The sequence below is a fragment of the Catenulispora acidiphila DSM 44928 genome (genome assembly GCF_000024025.1).
GTDB lineage: Bacteria > Actinomycetota > Actinomycetes > Streptomycetales > Catenulisporaceae > Catenulispora > Catenulispora acidiphila.
This window is the reverse complement of the sequence record NC_013131.1, coordinates 1452012-1476087: the sequence shown is the minus strand read 5'-3', so window position 1 is coordinate 1476087 and position 24076 is coordinate 1452012. Positions and strand designations below refer to the sequence as shown.

At 69.9% G+C, this 24076-nt stretch carries 20 protein-coding genes; 4 read left to right on the top strand and 16 right to left on the bottom strand.

Translation table 11 applies throughout. The features are described from left to right. Positions 1–12 precede the first annotated feature (12 nt). The gene (locus tag CACI_RS45180) at positions 13–1707 is read left to right on the top strand and encodes a serine/threonine-protein kinase (RefSeq protein WP_012785518.1); all 1695 of its coding nucleotides are present in this window, start codon (positions 13–15) and stop codon (positions 1705–1707) included. 4 nt (positions 1708–1711) lie between these two features. On the opposite strand, the gene CACI_RS06450 is transcribed toward CACI_RS45180, so the two are convergent. Then, entirely contained in the window at positions 1712–2662 is a 951-nt protein-coding gene (locus CACI_RS06450) for an electron transfer flavoprotein subunit alpha/FixB family protein (RefSeq protein WP_012785517.1), read from the bottom strand. Positions 2663–2676: 14 nt separating this feature from the next. After that, positions 2677–3456, bottom strand: coding sequence for an electron transfer flavoprotein subunit beta/FixA family protein (locus CACI_RS06445; RefSeq protein WP_012785516.1), 780 nt, complete (start codon positions 3454–3456; stop codon positions 2677–2679). A gap of 348 nt (positions 3457–3804) precedes the next feature. Between CACI_RS06445 and CACI_RS06440 the strand changes: the two genes are divergently transcribed. The 3 genes from CACI_RS06440 to CACI_RS06430 all read left to right on the top strand — a co-directional run bounded on the left by CACI_RS06440 (position 3805) and on the right by CACI_RS06430 (position 5797). Further along, positions 3805–4260: a hypothetical protein gene (locus CACI_RS06440; RefSeq protein ID WP_012785515.1), complete on the top strand. Its 456-nt coding sequence runs from the start codon at positions 3805–3807 to the stop codon at positions 4258–4260. After that, positions 4257–5174, top strand: a complete 918-nt coding sequence (locus CACI_RS06435; protein WP_012785514.1) for a WXG100 family type VII secretion target — start codon at positions 4257–4259, stop codon at positions 5172–5174. Before CACI_RS06440 ends, CACI_RS06435 begins: the two co-directional genes overlap by 4 nt. 137 nt (positions 5175–5311) lie before the next feature. Next, a complete protein-coding gene (locus tag CACI_RS06430) occupies positions 5312–5797 on the top strand; it encodes a MerR family transcriptional regulator (protein WP_012785513.1) in 486 nt (161 codons plus the stop codon). A gap of 4 nt (positions 5798–5801) precedes the next feature. Here CACI_RS06430 and CACI_RS06425 read toward each other — a convergent pair whose 3' ends face one another. The 14 genes from CACI_RS06425 to CACI_RS49610 all read right to left on the bottom strand — a co-directional run bounded on the left by CACI_RS06425 (position 5802) and on the right by CACI_RS49610 (position 24072). After that, complete coding sequence (locus tag CACI_RS06425) at positions 5802–6641, bottom strand: hypothetical protein (RefSeq protein WP_012785512.1); 840 nt, start codon at positions 6639–6641, stop codon at positions 5802–5804. A 680-nt stretch (positions 6642–7321) separates the two neighbouring features. Next, a complete protein-coding gene (locus CACI_RS06420; protein WP_012785511.1) occupies positions 7322–8380 on the bottom strand; it encodes an ABC transporter ATP-binding protein in 1059 nt (352 codons plus the stop codon). After that, a complete protein-coding gene (locus CACI_RS06415) occupies positions 8377–9477 on the bottom strand; it encodes an ABC transporter ATP-binding protein (RefSeq protein ID WP_012785510.1) in 1101 nt (366 codons plus the stop codon). Before CACI_RS06415 ends, CACI_RS06420 begins: the two co-directional genes overlap by 4 nt. Continuing rightward, entirely contained in the window at positions 9474–10484 is a 1011-nt protein-coding gene (locus CACI_RS06410) for an ABC transporter permease (RefSeq protein ID WP_012785509.1), read from the bottom strand. The genes CACI_RS06415 and CACI_RS06410 overlap by 4 nt, the downstream gene beginning before the upstream one ends. 130 nt (positions 10485–10614) lie before the next feature. Further along, a complete protein-coding gene (locus CACI_RS06405) occupies positions 10615–12447 on the bottom strand; it encodes an ABC transporter substrate-binding protein (RefSeq protein WP_012785508.1) in 1833 nt (610 codons plus the stop codon). A gap of 152 nt (positions 12448–12599) precedes the next feature. Beyond that, positions 12600–13610, bottom strand: coding sequence for an ABC transporter permease (locus CACI_RS06400; protein WP_012785507.1), 1011 nt, complete (start codon positions 13608–13610; stop codon positions 12600–12602). A 523-nt stretch (positions 13611–14133) separates the two neighbouring features. Further along, positions 14134–15132, bottom strand: a complete 999-nt coding sequence (locus tag CACI_RS06395; RefSeq protein ID WP_012785506.1) for an ABC transporter permease — start codon at positions 15130–15132, stop codon at positions 14134–14136. Between the two features lie 95 nt (positions 15133–15227). Next, complete coding sequence (locus CACI_RS06390) at positions 15228–17012, bottom strand: ABC transporter substrate-binding protein (protein WP_012785505.1); 1785 nt, start codon at positions 17010–17012, stop codon at positions 15228–15230. Between the two features lie 23 nt (positions 17013–17035). Beyond that, a complete protein-coding gene (locus CACI_RS54085) occupies positions 17036–18001 on the bottom strand; it encodes an ABC transporter permease (protein WP_395994360.1) in 966 nt (321 codons plus the stop codon). Positions 18002–19022: 1021 nt separating this feature from the next. Then, positions 19023–19457 (bottom strand): hypothetical protein, encoded by a 435-nt coding sequence (locus CACI_RS06380; protein WP_012785503.1) that lies wholly within the window; start codon positions 19455–19457, stop codon positions 19023–19025. 39 nt (positions 19458–19496) lie between these two features. Continuing rightward, positions 19497–20330, bottom strand: coding sequence for a heavy metal-binding domain-containing protein (locus CACI_RS06375; protein WP_012785502.1), 834 nt, complete (start codon positions 20328–20330; stop codon positions 19497–19499). Positions 20331–20378: 48 nt separating this feature from the next. Then, the gene (locus CACI_RS45175; RefSeq protein WP_012785501.1) at positions 20379–21278 is read right to left on the bottom strand and encodes a heavy metal-binding domain-containing protein; all 900 of its coding nucleotides are present in this window, start codon (positions 21276–21278) and stop codon (positions 20379–20381) included. A gap of 76 nt (positions 21279–21354) precedes the next feature. After that, positions 21355–22128 carry an enoyl-CoA hydratase/isomerase family protein gene (locus tag CACI_RS06365; protein WP_012785500.1) on the bottom strand — a complete coding sequence of 258 codons (774 nt, stop codon included), beginning with the start codon at positions 22126–22128 and terminating at the stop codon, positions 21355–21357. Positions 22129–22248: 120 nt separating this feature from the next. Next, the gene (locus CACI_RS49610) at positions 22249–24072 is read right to left on the bottom strand and encodes a hypothetical protein (RefSeq protein WP_012785499.1); all 1824 of its coding nucleotides are present in this window, start codon (positions 24070–24072) and stop codon (positions 22249–22251) included. Positions 24073–24076: the final 4 nt, after the last annotated feature.

Here is a 24076-nt window from a genome sequence, read left to right as displayed (position 1 = left end):
AGCTTGTCGGGTATGGCACCGCTGAGTGGGGACGACCCGCGCCATCTGGGGGGATTCCGCGTCCTCACGCTGCTCGCGGTCGGCGGGATGGGCCGCGTGTACCTGGCGCTGGGCCCGGACCGGCAGGCGGTGGCGCTGAAGGTGGCGCGGCCGGAGTTCGCCGCCGACGCGCGGTTCCGGACGCGGTTCCGGCGCGAGGTGCAGACGGCGCGCGAGATCGGGCGCGACCCGGTCGGGGGCGGGGCGCTGATCGCGCCGGTGGTCGCCGCGGACGCCGACGCGGACCTGCCGTGGCTGGCGTCGGAGTACGTGCCGGGACCGTCGGTGACCGACGCGGCGATGGCCTTCGGACCGCTGACCGACGCCGGACTTCGCACCCTGACCCACGGACTGGCGCTCGCGCTGACCGAAGTCCACGCCGCGGGCGTGGTGCACCGCGACGTGAAGCCCTCGAACGTGCTGCTGGCCCGCGACGGACCCCGCTTGATCGACTTCGGCGTGGCGCGCGCCATCGACGACATCGGGCTGACCCGGGTCGGCGCCCTGATCGGCTCCCCGGGCTTCCTGTCCCCGGAGCAGGCGGTCGGCGAGCCGGCGACGTTCGCCTCGGACGTCTTCGCGCTGGCCTCCGTGGTCGCCTACGCGGCCCGCGGCCAGAGCCCTTTCGGCGCCGGCGACGGAGCGGCGCTGCTGTACCGGGTCGTGCACGAGCCGCCGAAGCTCGAAGGTCTGCCCGCCGACCTGGCCGAGGTGCTGGCCGCGAGCCTGGCGAAGGACCCCGGCGAGCGCCCGAGCGCGCCGGAGATCGCGGCGCTGGTGGCGCCCGAGGAGCTGTGGCTCTCCGAGGCGGTGCTGGAGGACATCGCCCGCCGCGAGGCGGAACTCGCCGCGTGGTTGCAGGTCACCGCCGCCGATCCGCTGTGGGTGAAGGCGGTGTCGGCGGCTTTCGACACGGTCGCGGAATCCGCGCTGGACATCGCGAACGCCGCGGTGACGGAGCCTTCGCGGGGCGGGACGCGGCGGCGGGGGGCGGGGCGGGCAGGCGCTCGATCTGGCGCCGGCGACGTCGTGCCGCCGACCGGTTGGGCGCCCAGAACCTCGGGGCGGGCAGGCGCGGGCGACGTCGTGCCTGATCGAGCGCCCGCCGGCCGGGTGCCCAGGATCTCGGGGCGGGCAGGCGCAGGCGCTCGATCAGGCGCCGGCGATGCAGGGGTCTCGGATCATGCGAGCCCTCAACCGGATGCCGCCGACACTGTGCCGCCGCTCGATACGCAGCAGGCGCCGGCCGGCGCCGTTGGCGATCGGGCCGACTCCCCGACTCACGGCATCCGGTCTCCCGGGCTTCCGCGCTTCGCGACTCCGGAACCTGCCCCTGATTCCGCCACTGATCCAGCCGGCGAGTCAGACGCCGACAACCGCCCCGGCGCCGCCTACGCAGCTTTCCTCCTCGACCCGGACCCGCCGCTGCCCGCCCCGATCCCGGCCGCCACGCACCACCGCGCCGCGCCGCGTCCCCGCTTTCCGCTCTACGCCGCCCTCGGAGCCCTCGTGGGCGCCGCCGCGACCGCCGGCATCCTGCTGCTCCCCCACGCCGGCCACCACGCCCCCGCGCCGTCGCGGGGCCCGGCGAGTGCGAGCACTTCCGGGAACCAGAAAGCCGCCCCGTCCACCCCGGCGGGTGGACGAAGCGGCTCGGCGAAGCCCTAGGGAACTACTTCCGCTTGAGGATCTCGTCGGTGACCTGCGGGACCACCTTGAACAGGTCGCCGATGACGCCGTAGTCCGCGAGCTCGAAGATCGGCGCCTCCTCGTCCTTGTTGATGGCGACGATGGTCTTCGAGGTCTGCATGCCGGCGCGGTGCTGGATCGCGCCGGAGATGCCGGCGGCGATGTACAGCTGCGGGGAGACCGTCTTGCCGGTCTGGCCGACCTGCGACTGGTGCGGGTACCAGCCGGCGTCCACGGCGGCGCGGGAGGCGCCGACGGCCGCGCCGAGGGCGTCGGCCAGCTTCTCGATGACGGCGAAGTTCTCGCCGCTGCCGACGCCGCGGCCGCCGGAGACCACGATCGAGGCCTCGGTGAGCTCGGGGCGGTCGCCCTTGGGGAGCACGACCTTCTCCACGACCTTCGCCAGCTTCGCGGCGTCGGTCAGCTCCACATGGACGTCCACGCGCTCGGCGGCGGCCGGGGCGGCCTCCGGGGCGGTGGCGTTCGGGCGCATCGCGACGATCGGCGTGCCCTGCGTGACCTTGGAGTGCGCCACGCTCGAGCCGCCGAAGATGCTCTGCTCGGCGACCAGTTCGGGGCTGACGTCGACGGCGTCGGTGAGGATGCCGGAGCCGGTCTTGACCGCCAGGCGGGCGCCGACCTCCTTGCCCTCGGCGGTGGCGGCGACCAGCACGGCCGCCGGGCTGTGCTCGGCGATCAGCTTGGCCAGCAGCTCGGCCTTGGGGGCGGTGACGTAGCCGTCCAGCTCGGCGTCCTCGGCCACGTACACCTTGGCGGCGCCGTACTCGGCCAGCTTCTCGGCCGCCTTGTCGAAGCCGGCGCCGACGAACACCGCGCTCGGCGTGCCCAGCGCGCGAGCCTTGGTCAGCAGCTCCAGCGTGACCTTCTTGACCGCGCCGTCGGCGTGGTCGACGAGGACCAGGATCTCAGCCATCTTCCAACGCTCCCTTAGATGAACTTCTGCGCGGACAGGAACTCGGCGAGCTTCACGCCGCCGTCGCCCTCGTCGGCCACCTTCACGCCGGCGCTGCGCGGCGGGCGCTCGGCGGCGTCGGCCACGGCGGTCCAGGCGCCCGCGGCGCCGACCTGAGCCGCGTCGATCCCGGCCGCGGCCGCGTCGAGCTGGGCGATCGGCTTCTTCTTGGCCGCCATGATGCCCTTGAAGGAGGGGTAGCGCGGTTCGTTGATCTTCTCGACCACCGAGACCACCGCGGGCAGCGTGGCCTTGACCACGTCGTGGCCGTAGTCGGTGAGGCGGTTCACGGTGATGTCGGTGCCGTCGATCTCGACCTTCGAGGCGAAGGTGAGCTGCGGCAGGCCGAGGCGCTCGGCCAGCATCGCCGGGACCAGCGAGGTGCGGGCGTCGGAGGCCTCCGAGCCCAGGATCACCAGGTCGAACTCGGTGGTGCCCAGGGCCTGCGCGATGGCGTAGGAGGTGGCCGCGGCGTCGGAGCCGGCCAGCGCCGGGTCGCTCAGCAGGATGCCGGAGTCCGCGCCCATCGACAGGGCCTTGCGCACCGCGGCGTCGGCGCCGTCCGGGCCCATGGTCAGCACCACGACCTCGCCGCCGTGCGCCTCGACGAGCTTGAGCGCCTCCTCGATGGCGAACTCGTCCATCTCGTTGAGCACCGGGTTCGAGCTCTCCCGGTCCACGGTCAGGGTGTCCGGGAGGAGCCGCTTCTCGGCCTCCGTGTCCGGTACCTGCTTCACACAGACGACGACTTTCATGATCGCTGTCCGACCTCCTGCTTGAGGGCTTCTCCGGTCTCTCCTTACGCAGCTTGCCATGATCGGACCTGATTTTAATAAACAGGTCACCCGATCACGGGGGCAGGCAGGCGAGGCTTTCGACATCTTGGCGGTGCGGCCCGGCGGAAGCCGACGGTGCCGTCCTCCTCCGGATCGTATCCCGACAAAGTTACCGCTTGGTAGTGCCGCGCGGAGCGACGCGCGTCACGTCATGGAATCGCCATTGAATCGCCCGCGCGGGGGAATACTCAAGGTGTCCGAGTGACTACTGTGAGGGATGGTGGCCAGCTAGGATGATCAAAAGACCTTGACCAGGGGGGTGGTCTCATGACCGGTCCGGAGTTCGCCTTCGAGGTGCGGCCGCGGGTCCTGACCGCGTACGCCGAGTCCTTGCACGCCCGCGCCGCGGACCTGGCGGCGGTCGGCGAGGCGGTGGCGGCGGTGCGGGTGGAGCGCGGCTGGTTCGGCCGGCTGCCGCAGTCGGGCTTCCTGGCCGACCGCTACGCCGCGCACCACCGCGGGATGCTCGCCGAGATCGGGGAGCTGACCGGATGGCTGGCGGCGGCGACGCTCGGGCTGGCCGAGTCGGCGGCGCGGTATTCGGCGGCCGATCGGGTGGTCGCCGGGGCCGCCGGCGCGGTGGAGACGGCGCTCGGGGTGGGGATCGGGATACCTGGGACGGGTGAGGATGTGCCTGAGGACGTGCCTGAGGACATGCCTGCGGACACGCCCGAGGACGCGCGGGCATCCGACGACTTGTCGGGCGACGGAGCGCGCGGATGAGCGGCCCGGCGGAGGCGGGCACGGCGTCCGGGGACGGGTTCGGAGTCGGCTTCGCGTGGGCGGTCGAGGAGCCGCCGAGGCTCGACACGATGCTCACGCCGGTGCATCGCGCGGCGCCGAGCGGGCTGGAGGGCGTGCTGACGTCAGGGGTCGAATGGGCGCTGCGCGAGGCGGGACTGCTCGCCGTGCTGGAGCGGGTCAGCGGCGACGCCGAGGCGCTGCACGGCGCGGCGGTGCTGTGGCTGGAGCAGGCGGTCGCGGTGCGCGGTATATCCATGCGGCTGCGGCAGGACGGCGCGCCGGTCGCGGGGAGCTGGCGCGGAGAGGCGGCGCGGACGTTCGGCGCCACGATGGACACGTATCTGACGGCGCTGGACCGGCTGGCGCTCGGGATGGCGGCGACCGCGCACCTGCTCAACCGGGCCGGCGTCGCGGCCGGCGCGGCGCAGGACGCGGTGACCGGCATCGTGACCGACGCCGCGGCGTGGGTGGCGGCCGAACTGGCGGCGACCGCGGTGGCCGACGTGCTCACCCTCGGACTGGCCTCGGTCGGCGGCGCACTGGCCGGATCGGCGACGCTGGCGGCGTTCCTGGCCCGCGCCGAGCGGATCTCGGCGGAGCTCGCGGTGCTGGTGGAGCAGCTGGCGACCGAGCTCGCCGAGCTGAAAGCGGCCCGCGACGCGATCGGCGCGGCGCGCGGACTCAGTGCCCTGCGGGCCCTGCGGCAGGCACAACACACGGTGACCGAACTGCGGAACGCGGGCAGCGTCTTCCGCACCGCCGAGCGCGCGACCGACGCGGCGCTCGGCCAGGCGGTCGGGCTCCCGCTCGACGCCGACGGGCCGAGGAGCCTCGGCGCGCAGATCAGACGCACGATCGGCGACCAGGCGGAGGAGATCGAGTCCGGCCGCTGAGATACCGGGGCAGTGCCGATCGGGACCAGTGCGTATTTCTCACCAGGCCATTCGAGAGCAGGCTACTTGACACTTGACGACAAGTACTAGACGCTATGCGTCAAGTAGCCGCGAGGCCACACCGACAGGAGTCCGTCTTGGCCATCACATGGCGTTCCGCCCACGAAGAGCTGGCCCGCGACCTGAACCGCCTCGTCGAGGCGCGGGTCCTGGGACCGGTCGACGTCCTGTTCGGGCTCGACAAGGATCTGCGCCGCCGAGCCTTCGAAGCCGTGCTCGTCTGGACCGAGGAACTGCTCGGCCCGGACGACGACGACGCGCGCCTGACCGCCATCCGGCTGGTCAGCACCCTGTTTCCGTCCGACGAACCCTTCAACCCGCCGACCGAGTGGTGGACCACGCCGTTCGGGCGCGCCGTCCTCCTGCGCGCCGGGCACCCGAACGCCGAGGCGGTGTCGTTCACCGTGGCGGCCGCGATGCTCGGCATCAGCCGCCAGGGCGTGCACGACCTCGCGCGGCGAGGGAAGGTGCAGCCGCACCCGGACGGCGGAGTGACGGTCGATTCGGTACAGGCACGGCTGAAGGAGCGGCTGCTGGGCGACTCGGCGGCATCAGCATCCTGATGAACTAGAACCGGCGGAGCACCACCTGGCAGGGCTTGTCGGCGTCGGTTCCGGCGCACAGCAGCAGATCGGGACCGGCGCGGTACACGTCGAACCACAGCGAGGTCGCCAGATCTCCGTCGACGAGCAGGCGCACGCCGGAGTGGCCGTCCGTGCTCTCGGAATCCCACAGCCCCGACGAAGCCGGTACCGGCTCGCCGTCACCCAATCCGCCGCCGGACAGGGCGCTGGCGGCATAGGTGCCGTCTTCTCGCAGCTGCACCGACATGCCAGAGCGCGACTTCCACGTCCCCAGCAGATCACCATCCGCGCCGACGGAGACCGCCCGCGCACCATCGCCGGACGGAGCAGCGAAGCGCCACATCGATCCGCCCACCGCCACGAGCACCGCGATCGACGCCACCGCGATCCGCCGCGACACCGCCACACCCGGTCGCCGCGCCGCGACCACCACAGCCGACGCCGCCATGCCCAACGGCCAGAAGAACGCCGTGACCAGACAACCGAAGCACCACAGCAACCGCGCCCCGGAACCCCGAGCCAACGCCGCGAGCCCGAAGACCCCGACCCCCACCGCCCACAAACCACCGACCAGGTAGTAGGCGGTCCACGCACGATGATCAGGCAGCCCCGGCATATCAGGATTCGAATGCGCACCCTCAAAGAACACCCGATAGCCATACAACAAAGCCAGAACCACCCAGAACACCACACCGAGCACCAGCATCAGCCCCACACAGACCCGAGCCGCCCGCCGCAACCCCGGCCCCAGCCCGATCCCGGTGACCACCGCCGCCTCACTGTGCATCCCGAAGAAGGACTCCTCGGCAAGCGACTCCCCCACCCCGAGCACACCACCGGCGACTGAGCCAGCGCCCGATTCCCCAGAGCTGCCAGTCCCCTCAGTCCAGCCAAAGGATTCGCCCGCCCGAGGCGCATCATCGGCAACCGAGCCAGCCGCCGCTTCGCCAGAACCGCTGGCTCCCTCAGTCCAGCCAAAGGATTCGCCCGCCCGACGCCCATCATCGGCAACCGAGCCAGCCGCCACTTCGCCAGAACCGCTGGCTCCCTCAGCCCAGCCAAAGGATTCGCCTGCCCGAGGCCCATCATCGGCGACTGATCCAGCTACCGCCTCGCCAGGACCGCCCGCTCCCTCAGCCCAGCCCGCCTCAGCCAACGCATCCCCCGAACCACCAGGCTCCTCGGCCCAACCGAAAGATTGGCCTGTCGCAAGCGAGCCATCTCCCACCGAGCCAGCTACCGCCTCCCCGGACCTACCAGCGCTCTCAGCCCAACCCAAAGACCCGCCCGCCCGAAGCCCATCATCGGCAACTGATCCAGCTACCGCCTCGCCAGGACCGCCCGCTTCCTCAGCCCTCTCATAACCCTCGAACGTCCCGTCGGCTATCTCATCATCGGCGTGCGAGCCGGCGTCGGTGGAGAACACGGGCCCCACAATGCCGAAAGCCCGGCGGGAGCGAAAGCTCCCGCCGGGCTTGGCGGCTGCGCGTGGGGCGCGGGGGGTTACACGTTCTCCGGGAAGTGGCAGGCCACCTGGTGTGCGTAGCCGGCTGCGGAGGGCGGGCCGATCTGCAGGAGGGGGGGTTCCTGGGTGCGGCAGACGTCCTGGGCCTTCCAGCAGCGGGTGTTGAAGCGGCAGCCGGCTGGGGGGTTGATCGGGGAGGGGACGTCGCCGACCAGGCGGATGCGTTCCACCTGTCCTTCGGCTTTGCCGTCCTTGCGGTCGGGGTCCGGGATGGGGACCGCTGACAGGAGGGCGGTGGTGTAGGGGTGGTGCGGCTTGGTGTACATGTCGGCCTGGTCGGCGATCTCGACGATCTTGCCGAGGTACATCACCGCGACGCGGTCGGAGATGTGGCGGACCACCGACAGGTCGTGGGCGATGAAGACGTAGGCCAGGTTCAGTTCGTTCTGCAGGTCCTCGAGGAGGTTCATCACCTGCGCCTGGATCGACACGTCGAGGGCGGAGACCGGCTCGTCGGCGATGACCAGTTTGGGCTTGAGGGCCAGGGCCCGGGCGATGCCGATGCGCTGGCGCTGGCCGCCGGAGAACTCGTGCGGGTAGCGGTTGTAGTGCTCCGGGGACAGGCCCACCAGGGACAGCAGGTCCTGGACGGCCTTCTTCACGCCGTTCGGGGTCTGGATGCCCTGGATGTGGAAGGGCGCGCCGACGATGGTGCCGACGGTGTGCCGCGGGTTCAGCGAGGACTGCGGGTCCTGGAACACCATCTGGATGTCCCGGCGCAGCGGCCGCAGCTGGCCCTGGCTCATGTGCGCGATGTCGCGCCCGTCGAACTTGATCTGCCCGGCGGTGGGCTCGTCCAGGCGGGCCAGCAGCTTGCCGGTCGTGGACTTGCCGCAGCCGGACTCGCCGACCAGGCCGAGGGTCTCCCCGGCGCGGACGGAGAAGCTGATCCCGTCCACCGCCTGCACCGCGCCGACCTGGCGCTGCAGCAGGCCGCGCCGGATCGGGAAGTGCTTGACCAGATTGCTGACCTGCAGCAGCGCGTCCGGTTCCACCGCGGAGGTCTCGGACGTCTGCGCCGTGGTTTCCGTGCTCACAGCGACCCCTGGATCTTCTCGGTGTATATCTCCCGGCGCCGGGCCGGGTCCATGTGGCAGCGCACCAGGTGTCCCGGTGCGGTCGCGGCCAGCAGCGGGATCTCGGTGTCGCTGCGGCCGGCGGTCTCGGTGGCGCCGTAGGGGCAGCGCGGGTGGAAGGCGCAGCCGGAGGGCACGTTGATCAGCGAGGGCGGGTTGCCCTGGATCGGGGTCAGGCGCGCGGCCCGCTCCCGGTCCAGCCGCGGCATCGAGGCCAGCAGACCCCAGGTGTAGGGGTGCTCGGGCGCCTTGAAGATGTCGTGCGCGCTGCCGTACTCCACGGCCTTGCCGCCGTACATCACCATGATGTCGTCCGCGAGCTCGGCCACCACACCCAGGTCGTGGGTGATGATGATCAGCGCGGAGTTGAACTCCCGCTGCAGGTCCCGCATCAGGTCCAGGATCTGGGCCTGCACGGTGACGTCCAGGGCGGTCGTCGGCTCGTCGGCGATCAGCAGCGAGGGGTTGCACACCAGCGCCATGGCGATCATCGCGCGCTGGCGCATACCGCCGGAGAACTGGTGCGGGAAGTCGTCCACGCGGGTGTGCGGCTGCGGGATGCCGACCAGTTCCAGCAGCTCGATCGCGCGCTTGCGGGCGACGCCCTTGGGGACGTCGTTGTGCACCCGGTAGGCCTCGATGATCTGCGCACCGACGGTGTAGAAGGGGTGCATCGCCGACAGCGGGTCCTGGAAGATCATCGCCATCTTCTCGCCGCGGAGCCTGCGCACCTCCTCCGAGCTCGCGGTGACCAGGTCCTGGCCGTCCAGCCAGATCTCGCCGGAGACCTGCGCGCCGCGCTTCTTCTTCTTCTCGTTGGCCGAGCGGTGCAGGCCCATGATCGCCAGCGAGGTGACCGACTTGCCGGAACCGGACTCCCCGACGATACCCAGGGTCTTGCCGCGCTCCAGCTGGAAGGTGATACCGTCCACCGACTTGACCAGGCCGTCGTCGGTCGGGAAGTGCACCTTCAGGTCGCGCACGTCCAGGTAGCCGCGCGGGCTGGTGTTCTCCAGCGCTATGTCCTCGACGATCGTCTCGGATGGTTCGTTGCTCATGAGACCCTCACTCGGGGGTCGACGACGCCGTACAGCAGGTCGACGACCAGGTTCGCCAGCACGATGAAGGCGCTGGCCACGATCGTGACGCCCATGATGACGGGCAGGTCGGACTGGCCCACCGCGTCGACCGCCTCGCGCCCGATGCCCGGCAGGTTGAACACCTGCTCGGCGAGCACGACACCGCCGAGGGCGAAGCCGAGGTCCATACCGAAGATGGTGACGATCGGGGTCAGTGCCGCGCGCAGCGCGTGCTTGAAGATGACCGTCCGCTCAGGCAGGCCCTTGGCCCGCGCCGTGCGGATGAAGTCCTCGTTCATGGTGTCCAGCATGCCGACCCGGGTGAGGCGGGCGTACAGGGCCGCGAGGCCGAACGCCACGGCGATCCACGGCAGCAGCAGGTGCGTGAACCAGCCCCAGGGGTCCTGGGTGATGTGGACGTAGCCGGGGTCCGGCAGGATGTGCCAGTTGACCACGAACACCAGCGACAGCAGCGGGCCGACGAAGTAGACCGGCAGCGAGACGCCGACCAGCGCGGTGATCATGCCGGCGCGGTCCACGACGCTGCCCTTCTTCAGGGCGGAGGCGACACCGACGGCGACACCGAAGACCAGCCACAGCACCGAGGCGCCGACGGCCAGGGAGATCGTCACCGGAAGCCACTGGCCGATGCTGTCGGTCACCAGGTTGTTGGTCTTGAACGAGTAGCCCAGGCACGGAGCCGGGCAGTGTGACATCCGCGTGCCGGTGTCGTAGTCGTACCCGACGAAAATGCCCTTGATGAAACGCCCGTACTGCACCCAGACCGACTGGTCGAATCCGAAGCGGTGGATGACCGCGGCGATCGCCTGGGGGTTCTGGGTCTTGCCGACGAACTGTTCCGCCAGCGACTCCGTCGTCTGCCCGCCCAGGCGTGGGAAGACGTAGAAGATGAAGAACGTGATCAGGCTGATCACGAACAGCAGTATCACTGCTGAGAACAGACGCCTGATGATGTAGGAAATCACGGAGTGCGGCGGCGGTCGCCCGGAGGCGCCGGGACGGACCTTGTGGGTCCGCCCCGGCGCCACCAGGGTTCCTTGCCTTCACCTGCCTATCTGTGAAAGCGAAGGGTAGTGGCCTTCGAGGGGGTGAGAGTTACTTCACGCCCATCGCGGAGAAGATGTACATGCCGTAGCCCTGGCTGAAGATGACGTTGGTCGTCGACTCCGGCCGGTAGACCAGGTTCTTGTCCCAGATCAGCGGGACGACCAGCGCGTCGGCCAGCGCCTGGTGGTCGATCGCCGCGTAGTCGGCGCCACGGGCGGTCGGGTCGTTCTCGCCCAGAGCCTTGGTGAAGCCCTGGTCGATCGCGTCGTCCTTGTACCAGGACAGGTTGTAGCCGCCGGACGGGTGGATCGCGGAGGAGGCCAGCAGGCTGTACATGAAGCCGTAGCCCGACGGGAAGTCGGCGCCCCACTTCATGAAGCTGATGGCGACCTTGTGCTGGTCCACGTACGTCTTGTTGCCGGCGAACTGCGAGTTGTACTTGTCGAACGGCTTGGTGTCGATGGTGGTGTTGATGCCGATCGACTTCAGGTTGGTCTGCGTCGTCTGGACCATGGTCGCCTCCTTGGTGGAGTTGTCGCGAGTCATGATCTCGAAGGTGTCCTTGATGCTGCCGTCGGCGTTGAAGGCGTCCGGCTCAGCGGTCTTGCACTGGGCCAGCGAGGCCTTCGCCTTGGTGGCGTCGCCCTTGTTGCCCGCCGTCAGGTACTGGTCGCCGGCCTTCCAGCCCGGGATCGTCGGCGGGTCGATGGTGCTGGCGATGTCGCCGCCGCCCTGCGAGCCGCCGGCCTCGGTCTGCAGCGTGGCCTTGTCGATGATCCACTCGATGGCCTGGCGGCAGTTCACGTTGTCGAACGGCTTCTGAGTCGCGTTGATCGCGAAGTACTCAGTGGAGTTCGCGTACGCGGAGTCCGAGTCGGCCTTGAGCTTCGGGTCGCCCAGGATCTTGCTCTGGGTGGCCGGCTGCACGCCCACGCCGGTCAGGTCGGCGTTGGCCGAGCCGTCGAACAGCGTGTCGTCGATCGTCGCCTTGTCCTGCTTGAGCTTGACCACGATCTTCGAGGCGCGGACGACGTGCAGCTTGTCCGGGTCCGTGGACTTGTCGAAGTTCGGGTTCGGCGACAGGTCCAGCTCGTTGCCGACCTGGTAGTTGTCGACCTTGTACTGACCGGTCGACAGCAGCGTCTTGAAGTAGTCCGCGCCGGTGTCCTTCGCCCGCGGCACCGGGGCCGAGCCCGGGAGCGCCATCAGGTAGTCGAAGTCCGAGAACGGCGAGGTCAGGTTGAACACGATGGTCTGGTTGTCCGGCGTGGTGATGCCGGAGACGCCGTCGTTCGGGTTCTTGTCCTTGTAGGGACCGGCGTACTTCGTGGTGTCCTGGATGAAGTTCGGCAGGTACGCCGGACCGTTCACCAGGGTGTCCTGGCCCCAGTTGGAGCGCTCGATCGCGTACTTGACGTCCGCGGAGGTGACCACGGAGCCGTCCTGGTACTTCACGCCCGGCTTGATCTTGTAGGTCCAGGTCATGCCGTTGTTGGACACGACACCGGGACCCTCGGCCAGGTCCGGCACGACCTTGGCGCCGGCGTTGCCGGGCTGCTGGGCGTAGGTCATCAGCGGACGAGCCCAGTCGCCGATGATCGACCAGGAGAAGGCGTCGTAGGTGTTGCCCGGGTCGAGCGAGTCGAAGTCGGAGCGGTCCACCAGTGTCATGGTGCCGCCCTCGGCGTCTGTCGGGCGGACGATGCCGGTCACGGCGGCGTTGAAGCCGGTGGCGGCGCTGGTGTTGCCCGAAGGCAGGGTGGTGACGGCAGTCGTCGGCGCGCTCGAGCCGGAGTTCGTCTTCGAGCTGGAGCACGCCGAGGCTGCCAGGGCGACGCACGCGGCGAGCGCGACGCCTCCCAACAGCTTGGAGCGGTTCATAACGGGTGGACCCCCTTGGTCAGCCCGGCACCCCACCAGGTGTGGGATGCTTTCGGTGTCTGTGCAACTGATCTTGCTGATCTCGCAGATGGCAGCGGGTGTGAGTCCGCCTGGGCCCCCGGCGGTGCGACGCCGGGGGAATTCTCGTTTTCTCAGTGGGCCTTCGGGTCGAAGGCGTCGCGCAGGCCGTCGCCGAACAGGTTGAAGGCCATCACGGTGATGAAGATCGCCGCGCCCGGGATGATCAGGTACGCGGGGTCGACGCGGTAGTACTCGATGGCGTCGTTGAGCATCTTGCCCCAGGACGGTGTCGGCGGGCGGATACCCACGCCCAGGAAGGACAGCGCGGCCTCGAACAGGATGTTCGCCGGGATCAGCAGGGTGCCGTAGACCAGGATCGGGGCGACCAGGTTCGGCATCAGCTCGCGCAGGATGATCCGGCGCGGCTTGGCGCCGAGCACCCGCGCGGCGTCCACGAACTCCCGCTGGCGCAGCGCGATGGTCTGGCCGCGGACGATACGTCCGGCATAGGGCCAGCCGAAGAAGCCGATGATGAAGATCAGCATCGCTATGTGCAAGGTGTCGCCCGACATCCCGAAGGCGTGGTCGGAGACGATCGCGGCCAGCGCCAAGGCGAACAGCAGCAGCGGGAAGGCCAGGAAGACGTCCATGATGCGGGAGATGAGCGTGTCGATCCACCCGCCGAAGTAGCCGGCGATGACGCCCAGCGCGATCCCGATGAACAGCGAGAGCAGCGAGGCCGAGGTGGCGATCAGCAGGCTGATGCGCGAGCCGAGCAGCACCCGGGTCAGGACGTCGCGGCCGATCACCGGCTCCAGGCCCAGCAGGTGGTTGGAGCTGATCCCGCCGGCCGAGCCCAGCGGCATCGCCGTGTTGGGGTCGATGCTGTCCATGAACTGCTGGTTCGGGTCGGAGTTGCCGGTCGCCGAGGCCAACAGCGGGGCGAAGATCGCGATCAGGACCAGCACCGCGATGATGATGCCGGCGGCCATCGCCACGCGGTCCTTCTTCAACCGCGACCAGGCGATCTGCGTCAGCGACCGACCCTCGATGGCCTTCGCCGCCGGGGTGCCGGGGTCCGGCGCGGCTTCGTCGCCGAAGTCGTCGTGCAGGGTGGAGGCGTCCCCTGGCAGCGTTGTCATGTGAATCCTCGGTGGTCGTCTGACTCGGAAGGCCTTGTGAGCGCACCGGAAAGCCAGGCAGGGCGGAGTCGTGATCACGTCACGCCCGGCGATCGCCCCGAAGCGAGACGCCGGTGGTATTGCACATTGCACTGTCGGGCCGGGGCCCTCCACAGGAGAGTGGCGCCTCGCCCCCCGGCTTGGCTAGGGGGTTGGGGCAGCCTTGTCCGAACTGTGATCAATCCTGGATCGGCCGGTCATCGAGCTGTTTGCCGGTATCAGAAGGCGGCATCACCACCTGAAAAGCCGATGGTAACGACCCCTTCGGTTAACGGGGTGTTACCGGCGACAGACCCGATCCTTAGGCGTTTGCCCCTTGACAGACAGTGCCTTAGAGGGGAAGTGATCAGCTACCTAAGGTAGGCGGGAGGCCACTGCGCGCGGATACCGGTCACGCCGCGCCCGGCCGGCGTCCCGGCTCCGCGCCCGGCCGGCGTCCCGGCTCCGCGCCCGGCCGGGCGTCCCGGCTGCGCGTTCGGCCGCGTCAGTCCAGGCGGATGCGCGGGTCCAGCACAGCATAGGCGGCGTCGACCGCGAAGTTGGCGACAACGATGAAGAGCCCTGCGAACAACGTGACGCCGAGCACCACCGGCAGATCCTGGCCGTCCACACCGTTCTGCGCCAGATCGCCGATGCCGTGCAGACCGTAGATCTTCTCGGCCAGCACCGCACCGCCCAGCAGCAGACCCAGGTCCATGGCGAAGACCGTGGCCACGGTCGGCAGGGTCGTGCGCAGCGCCTGCCACAGCACACGCCGGCCCGGCAGTCCCTTGGCCTGCGCGGTCCGGATGAACTGTCCGGACAACGCCTCGATCATGCCCGAGCGGGTCAGCCGGGTGTAGAGCGCGAAGTAGCCCAGCGCCAGCGTCACCCACGGCAGGATCAGATGGTCGGCCCAGATGAAGGGGTTGTGCAGGAACGAGTAATAGGACACCGACGGGAACAGCCACGCCAGCTGGGAGCGGGCCAGCGGGCCGATGAACACCACCGGCAGGCAGACGCCGAGCAGGGCGGCGATCCGGATGACGCGGTCGGCCGCGCCGCCGGGCGACACCGCGGAGGCCGCGCCGCCGGCCACGCCGAGCACCAGCCACAGCACCGCCGCGCCGATCGCGATGGAGACGGTCACCGGCAGCCGGTCCAGGATCAGCGCCAGCACCGAGTCGTGCAGCCGCCAGGAGTAGCCCAGGCACGGCGCCGAGCAGTGCGAGGCGCCGGAGCCCGGGGGCAGGTTCATGCCCACCACCATGGCCTTGAGATAGTCCCAGAACTGGGCGTAGAGCGGCTGATCCAGGCCGAGGCGGTGCTTGATCAGCAGCAGCTGCTCCGGCGAGGGGTCGCGGCTGGCGAACTGCGCGGCGAGCTGGTCGGTCGTGCGTCCGCCGAGCGCGGGCACGACGTAGAAGACCACGAAGGTCACCATCACCACGCCGAGCATGAGGATCAGGGCGGTGACGGCCCGCCTCAGGAGGAAGGTCGTCATGCCGCCGGTGCTTTCGCTCGTTTCATGGAGATGACGCCGCGCGCCGGGCCGGGGCGGCTTGGTCGGCCGCCGGCGGCCCGGCGCGCGGCGGGGCGTCACTTCAGACCCAGGACCGACAGGTCGTAGCCGCCGCTGCCGGCCTGGTCGATCATCACGTTGGAGAGCTTGGCGGACCGGAAGCGCATGATGTGCCGGTCCATCAGCGGCACGTACGCCGCCAGGTCCATCACGCGGTGGTCGATCTTGACCCAGTCCTGCTGCTGGGTGCTCGGCTCGAAGCTGGACAGCGCTTCCTTCTCCAGGGAGTTGACCGTCGTGTCGTTGAGGAAGGCGTAGTTCTGGCTGCCGGTGGCCGCGATGCCGTTGGAGGTCACCAGCTGGTCGAGCATGCCGTAGCCGGTGAGCCAGTCCGGTCCCCAGTTGGCCAGGCACATGCCGAGCCGGTGCGCCTTGGCGTAGGCCTGGTTGCCGCAGTACTGGCTGTACTGGCCGAACGGGAACAGCGTCACCTGGGTGCTGATGCCCACGCCGGCCAGCGAGGCCTGGATCGCGGTCGCGGCGTTCTGCAGGTCCGGGGCGTTGGTCTGCGCGGCGATCTTGAAGGTCAGCGCCCCGCTGCTGTCGAACAGCGCGGGGTCGGCCGTCTTGCACGTCGCCAGCAGGGTCTTGGCCTTGGCCGGATCGTAGGTGTACGTCGGGAACTGGACCGCGCCGGGGATGCCGGCGGTGAGCAGGTTCGTGGCGACCGTGCCGCCCCACTGCCCGCCGAGCTGGTTCAGCACCGTGTTCTTGTCCACCGCGTACTCGATCGCCTGCCGGCACGGGACGTCCGGGATCAGCTCGGTGTTGATCGAGGAGTAGGCGATCGAGTAGTCCGGGGCGTCGTCGGTCTGCGACTTCAGCGTCGGGTCCTGGAGCACCTTGGCGTGGTTGGCCACCGTCAGCGCCGAGCCCAGGTCGGCGTCGGCCTGGCCGTCCAGCAGTTCCTGGTCGCGCTCCCCGGAGTCCACGCCGAGCTGCACGTCGACGGCGTCGGCCAGCGAGGTGTGCATGTGGTTGGGGTCGGACTGCTGGTTGTAGGCGGCGTTGCGGACCAGCTTGAGCTCCTTGCCCGGGGAGTAGCTGGCGATCTTGTAGGCGCCGGTGGAGACCGGCCGCTTGCCGTAGGTGTCGCCGGAGTCCTTCTCGTCCACGGTGCGCTCGACCGGAGCGGTCTGCAGCATGGTCATCACGTAGTCGAACTCGCCGAAGGCCTGCGGGAGGTTGAAGGTGATCTTCTTCGGGTCCGTGGTGACGATGATGTTGTCGAACATCTTGTCCCCGGACTTGTACACGTCCAGGTCCGTGAACCGCGGGTCGTTCGGCGGCGTGAGGATGTTGTGGAAGTAGGTCGGGCCGTTGCCGACCAGCGAGGACCAGTTGGAGCGCTCGATGGCCCAGCGCACGTCGCCGGAGGTGATCGGCGTGCCGTCCTCGAAGGTGGCGTTGTCGCGCAGGGTGTAGGTCCAGCTCTTGCCGCCGTTGGACTGCACGCCCGGGCCGGTGGCCAGGTCGCCGACGATCTGGTTGCCGCCGGGCGTGTGCTCGTAGGCCATCATCGGCCGGGCGAACATCCGGAACAGGTTCCAGGTCTGCGCGGAGTAGGTGACCCCCGGGTCGATCGAGTCGAAGGACTGCGAGGAGACCAGGTTGATGGTGCCGCCGGTCTTGGTCGAGGCGTTCAGCACCTGCTTGCTCGCCAGGTCGAAGCCCGGACCCATGGCCGAACCCCCGCCCGCGCCGCTGCTCGAGCCGCAGGCGGACAGGACCAGGGCGAGCGCCGCCGCGGCGGCTCCCGCACGGATCGAGAACTTAGGTATCACAGCGGTTTCCTTCTTCATGGCTAGCGTCGTGCCGCGAAGCGTCACTGTGCGGTGGGATCGGTGGCGTTCCGCAATCCGTCGCCGAACAGGTTGAACGCCAGCACGGTGATGAATACTGCCATGCCCGGCACGATCAGATACTCGGGGTCGGTGTACACGGTGGCGACCGCATCGGTCATCATCTGCCCCCATGAAGAGGCAGGCGGGTCCAGACCTATGCCCAATGCGGACAATCCGGCTTCGAAGACGATGTTCGCCGGGATGAGCAGGGTGGTGTAGACGAGAATCGGCGCCATGAGGTTGGGCAGCAGCTCCCGCCACACGATCCACCGCGTCGAGGCGCCCATGGCCCGCGCGGCGTCGACGAACTCCCGCCCCCGCAACGAGAGCACCTCAGCGCGCACGATCCGCGCGATGTAGGGCCAGTTGAAGAACCCCATCACAAAAATCATGATCGCGATCCGCAACGCGTTGCCCGACAAGCCGAACGCCGAGTCCGACAACGCCCCCGTGAGCCCCAAAGCGAACAACATCAACGGAAACGCCAGAAACACATCGGCGACCCGCATGATCACCAAATCCACGCGCCCCCCGAGGTACCCCGACACCACCCCCAGCGCCACCCCCAACCCGACACTGAGCAACGTCGCCCCACCGGCCATCAGCAGACTCACCCGAGCCCCGAACAGCAGCCGCGCCAAGAGATCCCGCCCCATCCGCTGATCCACCCCAAGCGGATGCGCCCAACTGATACCCCCGAAGCCACCATGCGGCCCGAACGTGGCATCAGTGAGCTCCGGATGCAGCCCATTCGGACTGACCCCGAACAACCCACTGATCGCCGACGCGAACACCGCCAGCAGAACCAGCACCACCACAGTGCAGCCCCCGAACACCGCCGCCCGATCAGCACGAAGCTTGCGCCAAACAGTCGCGGTGGTGGAGCGCGACCGAATGTGCTGACTGTTCGCCGCCACAGGACGGCCGAGCGCCTGAAACGGCCACAGCGATGCGGCCCAGCTGCGCTTGGCGCGGCGACGGCCGGGGGCGCGGGACTGGGTGCGGGCGCGGGGCGGGGGTGGTGAGGGTGGCGAGAGGAGGGGTGCCGGGGGTGGGAGCGGTGGCGGGGATGGGGGTTGCGAGAGGTGAGACCAGGCCGATTGCTGCGGCTTTTGCTGCGGCGGCGACGGCCATGGCTGCGGCTGCTGCGGCGGTGCTGATCGCTGCTGCTGTGCCGCCGATGGTGCTGGCGGCTGCGGCGCTGAAGATTGCTGCTGCTGCGGGAACGGTTGCTGCGCCACCGATGATGCTGGCGACTGCTGCTGCGGCGCTGTTGATTGCTGCTGCGGTGATGGCGACGACTGCATCTGCATCTGCTGCGGCGACGGCCATGGCTGTGGCTGCTGCGGCGCTGTTGATTGCTGCTGCGACAGCGGCATTTGCGGTGATGCTTGCTGCGGGGATGCTGCTGATCGCTGCTGCGGTGATGGTTGCGGTGGCAGCGGTGATGGTGGCGACTGCGGCTGCTGCTGCGGAGCTGCTTGCTGCTGTTGCGGCTGTTGCGGTGGCGCCGAATGGTGTGCCCAGGGCTCAGAAACCGCCTGCGGATCGGCTGCGGGCTTGTCCTTTATATAAGTCTCCGGATACACCGGCTGCGATGCTGCGGCCTGAGGCTCGATCGTCTCGTCGGCTGCTTCGGGATACGGGGTGGGGGAATAAGGGATCTGATACGGTGGTGTCGCTCCCGGCTGGATGCGGGGGATCACCGCGGTTTCGTGGATGTTGGGGTCTATCGGGTACGCGAAGAACTCGGGGTAGCTCTCGAGACCGCGCCGCTGCCCGGGGGGTTCCGGGTCGGGCCCGGGGTCGAGCGGCGTCGTCATGTGCTGGACCGTGCTTCCGTGTGGCGGGGGTGCTGTGCCCTTGGGCATGCGTGAGTCGCCACTTTGCCGAATCGGCGGGTTGGCGCGCCAGTTCGAGGGGCGCGCCGTTGCCGACTCGTGACCTGGTTCTTATGGTGGCGGGGTTTTATTCTCCGAGCACGAAGCGTTGCAGGACCTCGCGGGCCTTGGCGTTGGAGCGCGCGGTGTCCGCGATGGCCGCGGAGAGGGTCTGGATCCAGACGTCGAGGGCCACCTGTTGGCGGGACAGGACGATGCCGCGGACCTCCTTGCAGACCTCGCCTACCGGGCCGTGCTTGGCCAGGCGGAGGGTCATGCGCTGCTCCCCCAGGGTCACGTCCACCGATTCCACGCGGCCCTCGCGGCCGGCGGCGCGGTCGGCCAGGCTGCGCTTGCGCTCCAGCCGGACCGCGCCGGGCGGCAGGGTCTCGATCAGGTTGGTGGACAGCACCCGCGCGTAGACCTCGAGGTCCGCGGTGTCGGCGCGCAGGGAGGCCGCGATCAGCTCCGCGGAGACGTCGTCGTCGCCGGACGTCGGCTCCGGCAGGTTGTCAGTGCTCATACCGCCTACTCAACCATTGTTCGGGGATCCGTGGCTCTCCTAGTCCAGGCTCAGGACCATCGTCGGGCGCTGGATCTGGTGGTCCGGGCGCAGCGGGCGGACGGCGGTGCCGAGGGCGAAGAACTCCGTGGTGTGCGAGCCCCAGGTGTGGCTGTGGTTGCGCAGCTGGACGCCGACGATGCCCTCGGCGTGCAGCGCCTCGGCCTCGGCCTGCATGCGAGCCATAGCCAGTTCGCGGGCGTCGTACAGGGCCTGGGTGAACTGCTCCAGCTCCACGTTCTTGCCGATGTTGCCCAGCGCGGCGCCGAAGCGCTGGTGCGCGATGTGGTAGACGCACGAGCCCATGACCATGCCCAGCGGCGCGTAGCCGGCGCGGATCAGGGTCCAGAAGTCCTGGCCGGACAGGTCCGAGGTGAAGGGCTGGTTCTTGTTGTTGCGCCAGGTGACCTCGCCGTGCTGGCCGCTGCCGTCGTCCTTGACCGCGGTGCCGATCGCGATGAACTCCGCGACGTCGGCGCCGAACTCCTTGAACTCCACCTCCAGGCGCACGCCCACGATGCCGTCCGCGCCCAGCGCGTCGGCCTCGGCCTCCATCCGGGACATCGCCAGCTCGCGGGCGTGGTACATGGCCTGGCTCAGGACGTCCAGCTCCTGGCTCTTGCCCCAGCGCGCGACCTGCAGCCCGACGTGGTAGATCGAGGAGCCCAGGACCAGGCCCAGCGGCCGGAACCCGGCCTCCTTGACCAGCAGGAACTCGTTCACCGACAGGTCCGAGGTGAAGATCGACCCGGGCGAGCCGGGCTTGAGCTCGGCCAGGCGCCGCATCGCGTCCTCGGGCACGCCCTCGGCGGTGTGCGCGATCTTGTCAGCCATGTTCTTCGCCTCTCCGGCCCTCGTTGCGGAACGTCTCGTTGCGGAACGTCACAGGTATCGCACAGAAGTCTCACGCCGGGCGGCGGCGCGCCGCTCCGGGTCCAGCGACATGATCGCCAGCGAGCCGGTCCGGGCCGGCTGGCCGCTGGTCTTGAACGCCGCGATCGCGGTGCCGATCGCCGTCGCCTCGCAGATGTGGTCGCGCTGCCCGTCGGTCACCGGGCACTCGCGCTCCCGGATCTCCAGCTCGATGGAGGACACCACAACGCCGTCGGCGTGCACGCCGCGCACGTTGCGGGCCAGCTCCGCCCGCGAGGCGTGCCGGGTCTGGTTCACCAGATCGGTGTAGCCGGCGACCTCCTGGTTGCCGGCCCAGCGCCGCGAGGACATCCGGGTCCACCAGTCGTCGTGCCGGGTGCCGATGGCGATGCCGAGCACCAGCGAGACCGGGACCCAGCCGTTCATCATCAGCTTGGCGAACTCCTGGCCGGTGACGTGGGAGGTGAACGGCTGTCGCAGCTTCACCGCGCTGTTCGCGGCGCGCACCGCGGTGCCGATCGCGGTGAACTCCAGGCCGCCGGCCGGGAACCGCCGGATCGCCAGGCGCACGCCGACCACGCCGTCCCCGCCGAGCATCGTGCACTCGGTGCTCATCCGGTCCACGGCCAGCCGCCGGGCCTCGTACAGGGACTGCGTCAGCGGCCCGTACGCCGAGTAGCGGCCGGTGGAGGTCGAGGTGTAGCCGGCGCCGCCCATCCACGCCCCGGGGCAGTTGTAGGCGCCGGTGTAGCCCAGGTGGTACACGCACGAGCCCAGCACCTGGCCGACCGGCTCGAAGCCGGCCGCGCGCACGGCGGCGAACTCGTTGGTGGTCAGGGCCGAGCCCCAGGTGCCGGAGTTCCGGATCTCGTCCATCCGGTCCCGGGCTGCCTGTGGGAGCTGTTCCATGGCCGTGACGCCTCCCTTGGCCTCATCGGGTTCCCCGGCGGCCCCTCGGCGGGTCCCGGGGTCCTGCGCGGGCGCCTCAGCGCCCGGTGAAGCTGGCCTTCTCCTTGGCGACGAAGGCGCGCATGCCCTCGGTCCGGTCCTCGGTCGCGAACGTCCCGGTGAACTGCAGCCGCTCGATCTCCAGACCAGTGTCCACATCCACCTCCAGCCCGCGGTTCACGGCCTCCTTGGCCGCCTTCAGAGCCAACGCCGGACCGCCCGCGAAAGTGCCGGCCCACTCCAGAGCGGTCTTGTACACCTCGGCGGCCGGCACCACGCGGTCCACCAGCCCGATGGCCAGCGCCTCGGCGGCGTCCACCTGCCGTCCGGAGAAGATCAGGTCCTTGGCCCGCGCCGGACCGATCAGCCGCGGCAGCCGCTGTGTCCCGCCGGCGCCGGGGATCAGGCCGAGCAGGATCTCCGGCTGGCCCAGCTTGGCGTCCTCGGCCGCGACCCGGAAGTCGGCGGTCAGCGCCAGCTCGCAGCCGCCGCCCAGGGCGTAGCCGGTGATGGCGGCGATGACCGGCTTGGGGATGTTCGCCAGCGCCTTGAAGGCGTCCTGGAGCCGCCCGGAGTGGTGCGCCATGTCCGCGTAGGACATCTGCTCCATCTCCTTGATGTCGGCACCGGCGGCGAAAACCCGCTCGCCGCCCCAGATGACCACGGCACGGATCGCCTCGTCGGCGCCGACCTGCCCGGCCGCCTCGTGCAGCTCCCGCTGCACCTGCACGTTCAGCGCGTTCATCTTCGGGCGGTCCAGGCGGATAACGCCCACCGCTCCGTCAGTCTCCACGCGTACGAACTCGCCCATCTCGGCGGCGGCCCTTTCTCGTGAGTCCGGGTTGCGGACTTCTTGCTGGGAGTTCTCATCAAAGCAGACGCCCGCACCCGCCGGGAGGGCGGGCACGGGCGCGATGATCTGTCCTGGTGACTAGGACGGGGCGTTCAGTCCGACGTTGAAGCCCGGAACGTTGAGCGTGTCGGAGGTGAGGGTGTACTGGTCGACGCTCACACCGGTGAAGGTGGTCGGCGGCAGCGGCAGGTTCAGCTGCAGCAGCGCCATGATCGTCTGGCTCAGCAGGTCCGTCCCGGCCTCGCCGGGCGGGCCCAGGGTGACCTCGCCGAGCGGGATGCCCAGCAGCGGCTCGATGACCCCGTGCTGCTTCAGGACGTGCAGCGTGACGTTGGTCAGGCTGACGTTCTTGCCCTTGCCGCCGTCGGAGTAGATCTTGGTGTGGCCGTCCTCGTTGTAGGTCACCATGTCGGTCAGATCGACGCGGTCGGCGTGGATGGCCATGACGGTCACCGTCTTGCCGTCGCCGGTCTTGATGTCCTGGAAGCCCAGGAACTTCTGGTTGGTCAGCGTGAGCGAGGAGGCATCCAGGTGCCACTCGATCTCGCGCAAGGCGCTCGGGGCCGCGGCCGCGACACACACCTCGCTGCTCGGCGGGGGCACCGCGATCGCCTTGCCGCCGACGGTGACAGTCGTGATGGCACTGGAGGGGGTGCTCGCGCTCGAGGTCGGCGCCGAGGGCTTCGACGACCCGCTCGACGTCGGCTGCGGCGTGCTCGGCAGCGAGCTCGGCTTGCTGCTCGGGGCGGAGCTCGGCTTGCTGCTCGGCGCTGAGCTCGGTGCCGAACTCGGCTTCGAGCTGGGCGCGGAGGTCCCGGACAGGGTCGGCGTCGGGGTCGACGGCGCGGTCGAGGTCGGGTCGGCAGCCGGGGCGGCGTTGAGCTTGTTCACCGTGGAGCTGCTGGAGGACGGCGCCGGGTTGAACACCTGGTTCACCGTCGTGCCCAGCCAGCCCAGGGGGTTCCACCAAGTCGGGGACGAGCTGGGGCTCGGGGTGCTGGCCGGTGCCGGGGGCGCCGTGGTCTTGGCGCTGGTCGGCGGGGCGGTCGTGCTCGACGGGACGCTGGTCGGCGTGGGCTTGGCCGGGGTGGCGATGCCCGACGGGGCGCTGGTGGGCGCCGGCTGGGAGGTGGTCGAGCTGGAGGAGGGCTTCGGAGCGCCGGGGGTCGGCGCCGAGCCGCTCTTGCTCGGGGCGGAGCTGGGCGCGGTGGTCGGCTTCGTGCTCGGTGCCGACTTCGGCGCGGCCTTGGCAGCCGGGTTCGCCACCGCCGCCGAGCCCGCCGCGCAGGACGTGGACGCGGCGTTCGCCGGCGAGGAGGAGCTGGCCGCGTTCGCGACCGTCGGCATCACCGCGACGCCGGTGGCGGCCAGGAAGACGGCCGGCAGGCCGATGGCGCTCACCATGCGGGCCCGCTTGGTGTGCGCGGCGTCGACCAGGCGCGCGGCCTGGGCGGCCAGCAGCGGGGTCGGGACGACCGCGCGCGGCGTGTTCACGCCGCCGCCGCGCGAGCGGAGCGGGACGTCGGAGTCGCCGTCGGATTCCGGTTCCGGTCCGGCGTCGAGCGCGAACGCGCCGGCGGGAACCGAACTCAGAGGACTCAGAGGGCTCATGGGACTCATCGGGCCCAGGCCCGTCGAGCCACTGCCCGCGACCCGCCGTACAGCCTCCAGCAGCGCCTCCGGCCCGGCCGGCACCCCCGCGGCACCGGCGGGCGTCGTGCGCCCGGCACGCTCGGCGCGCAGGATCGCCTCGCGCAGCGCGGCGAGGTCGGCGAAGCCGCCGCTGATGCCCGCGCGCTCGCGGCCGCCGGACTGCGGCGCACCGCCGGCCCGATGAGCCTGCGGCTCCCCCGGATCCGATCCGGCGGTGTTGTCGTTTCCGTTGCTGCCAGTGGCACTCAAGACG

What these genes read in the sequence shown, in the direction of transcription:
- CACI_RS45180 (WP_012785518.1), top strand. Translation starts at nt 13, where the DNA reads ATGGCACCGCTGAGTGGGGACGACCCGCGCCATCTGGGGGGATTCCGC.
- CACI_RS06450 (WP_012785517.1), bottom strand. Translation starts at nt 2,662, where the DNA reads ATGGCTGAGATCCTGGTCCTCGTCGACCACGCCGACGGCGCGGTCAAG.
- CACI_RS06445 (WP_012785516.1), bottom strand. Translation starts at nt 3,456, where the DNA reads ATGAAAGTCGTCGTCTGTGTGAAGCAGGTACCGGACACGGAGGCCGAG.
- CACI_RS06440 (WP_012785515.1), top strand. Translation starts at nt 3,805, where the DNA reads ATGACCGGTCCGGAGTTCGCCTTCGAGGTGCGGCCGCGGGTCCTGACC.
- CACI_RS06435 (WP_012785514.1), top strand. Translation starts at nt 4,257, where the DNA reads ATGAGCGGCCCGGCGGAGGCGGGCACGGCGTCCGGGGACGGGTTCGGA.
- CACI_RS06415 (WP_012785510.1), bottom strand. Translation starts at nt 9,477, where the DNA reads ATGAGCAACGAACCATCCGAGACGATCGTCGAGGACATAGCGCTGGAG.
- CACI_RS06405 (WP_012785508.1), bottom strand. Translation starts at nt 12,447, where the DNA reads ATGAACCGCTCCAAGCTGTTGGGAGGCGTCGCGCTCGCCGCGTGCGTC.
- CACI_RS06400 (WP_012785507.1), bottom strand. Translation starts at nt 13,610, where the DNA reads ATGACAACGCTGCCAGGGGACGCCTCCACCCTGCACGACGACTTCGGC.
- CACI_RS06395 (WP_012785506.1), bottom strand. Translation starts at nt 15,132, where the DNA reads ATGACGACCTTCCTCCTGAGGCGGGCCGTCACCGCCCTGATCCTCATG.
- CACI_RS06390 (WP_012785505.1), bottom strand. Translation starts at nt 17,012, where the DNA reads ATGAAGAAGGAAACCGCTGTGATACCTAAGTTCTCGATCCGTGCGGGA.
- CACI_RS06380 (WP_012785503.1), bottom strand. Translation starts at nt 19,457, where the DNA reads ATGAGCACTGACAACCTGCCGGAGCCGACGTCCGGCGACGACGACGTC.
- CACI_RS06375 (WP_012785502.1), bottom strand. Translation starts at nt 20,330, where the DNA reads ATGGCTGACAAGATCGCGCACACCGCCGAGGGCGTGCCCGAGGACGCG.
- CACI_RS45175 (WP_012785501.1), bottom strand. Translation starts at nt 21,278, where the DNA reads ATGGAACAGCTCCCACAGGCAGCCCGGGACCGGATGGACGAGATCCGG.
- CACI_RS06365 (WP_012785500.1), bottom strand. Translation starts at nt 22,128, where the DNA reads ATGGGCGAGTTCGTACGCGTGGAGACTGACGGAGCGGTGGGCGTTATC.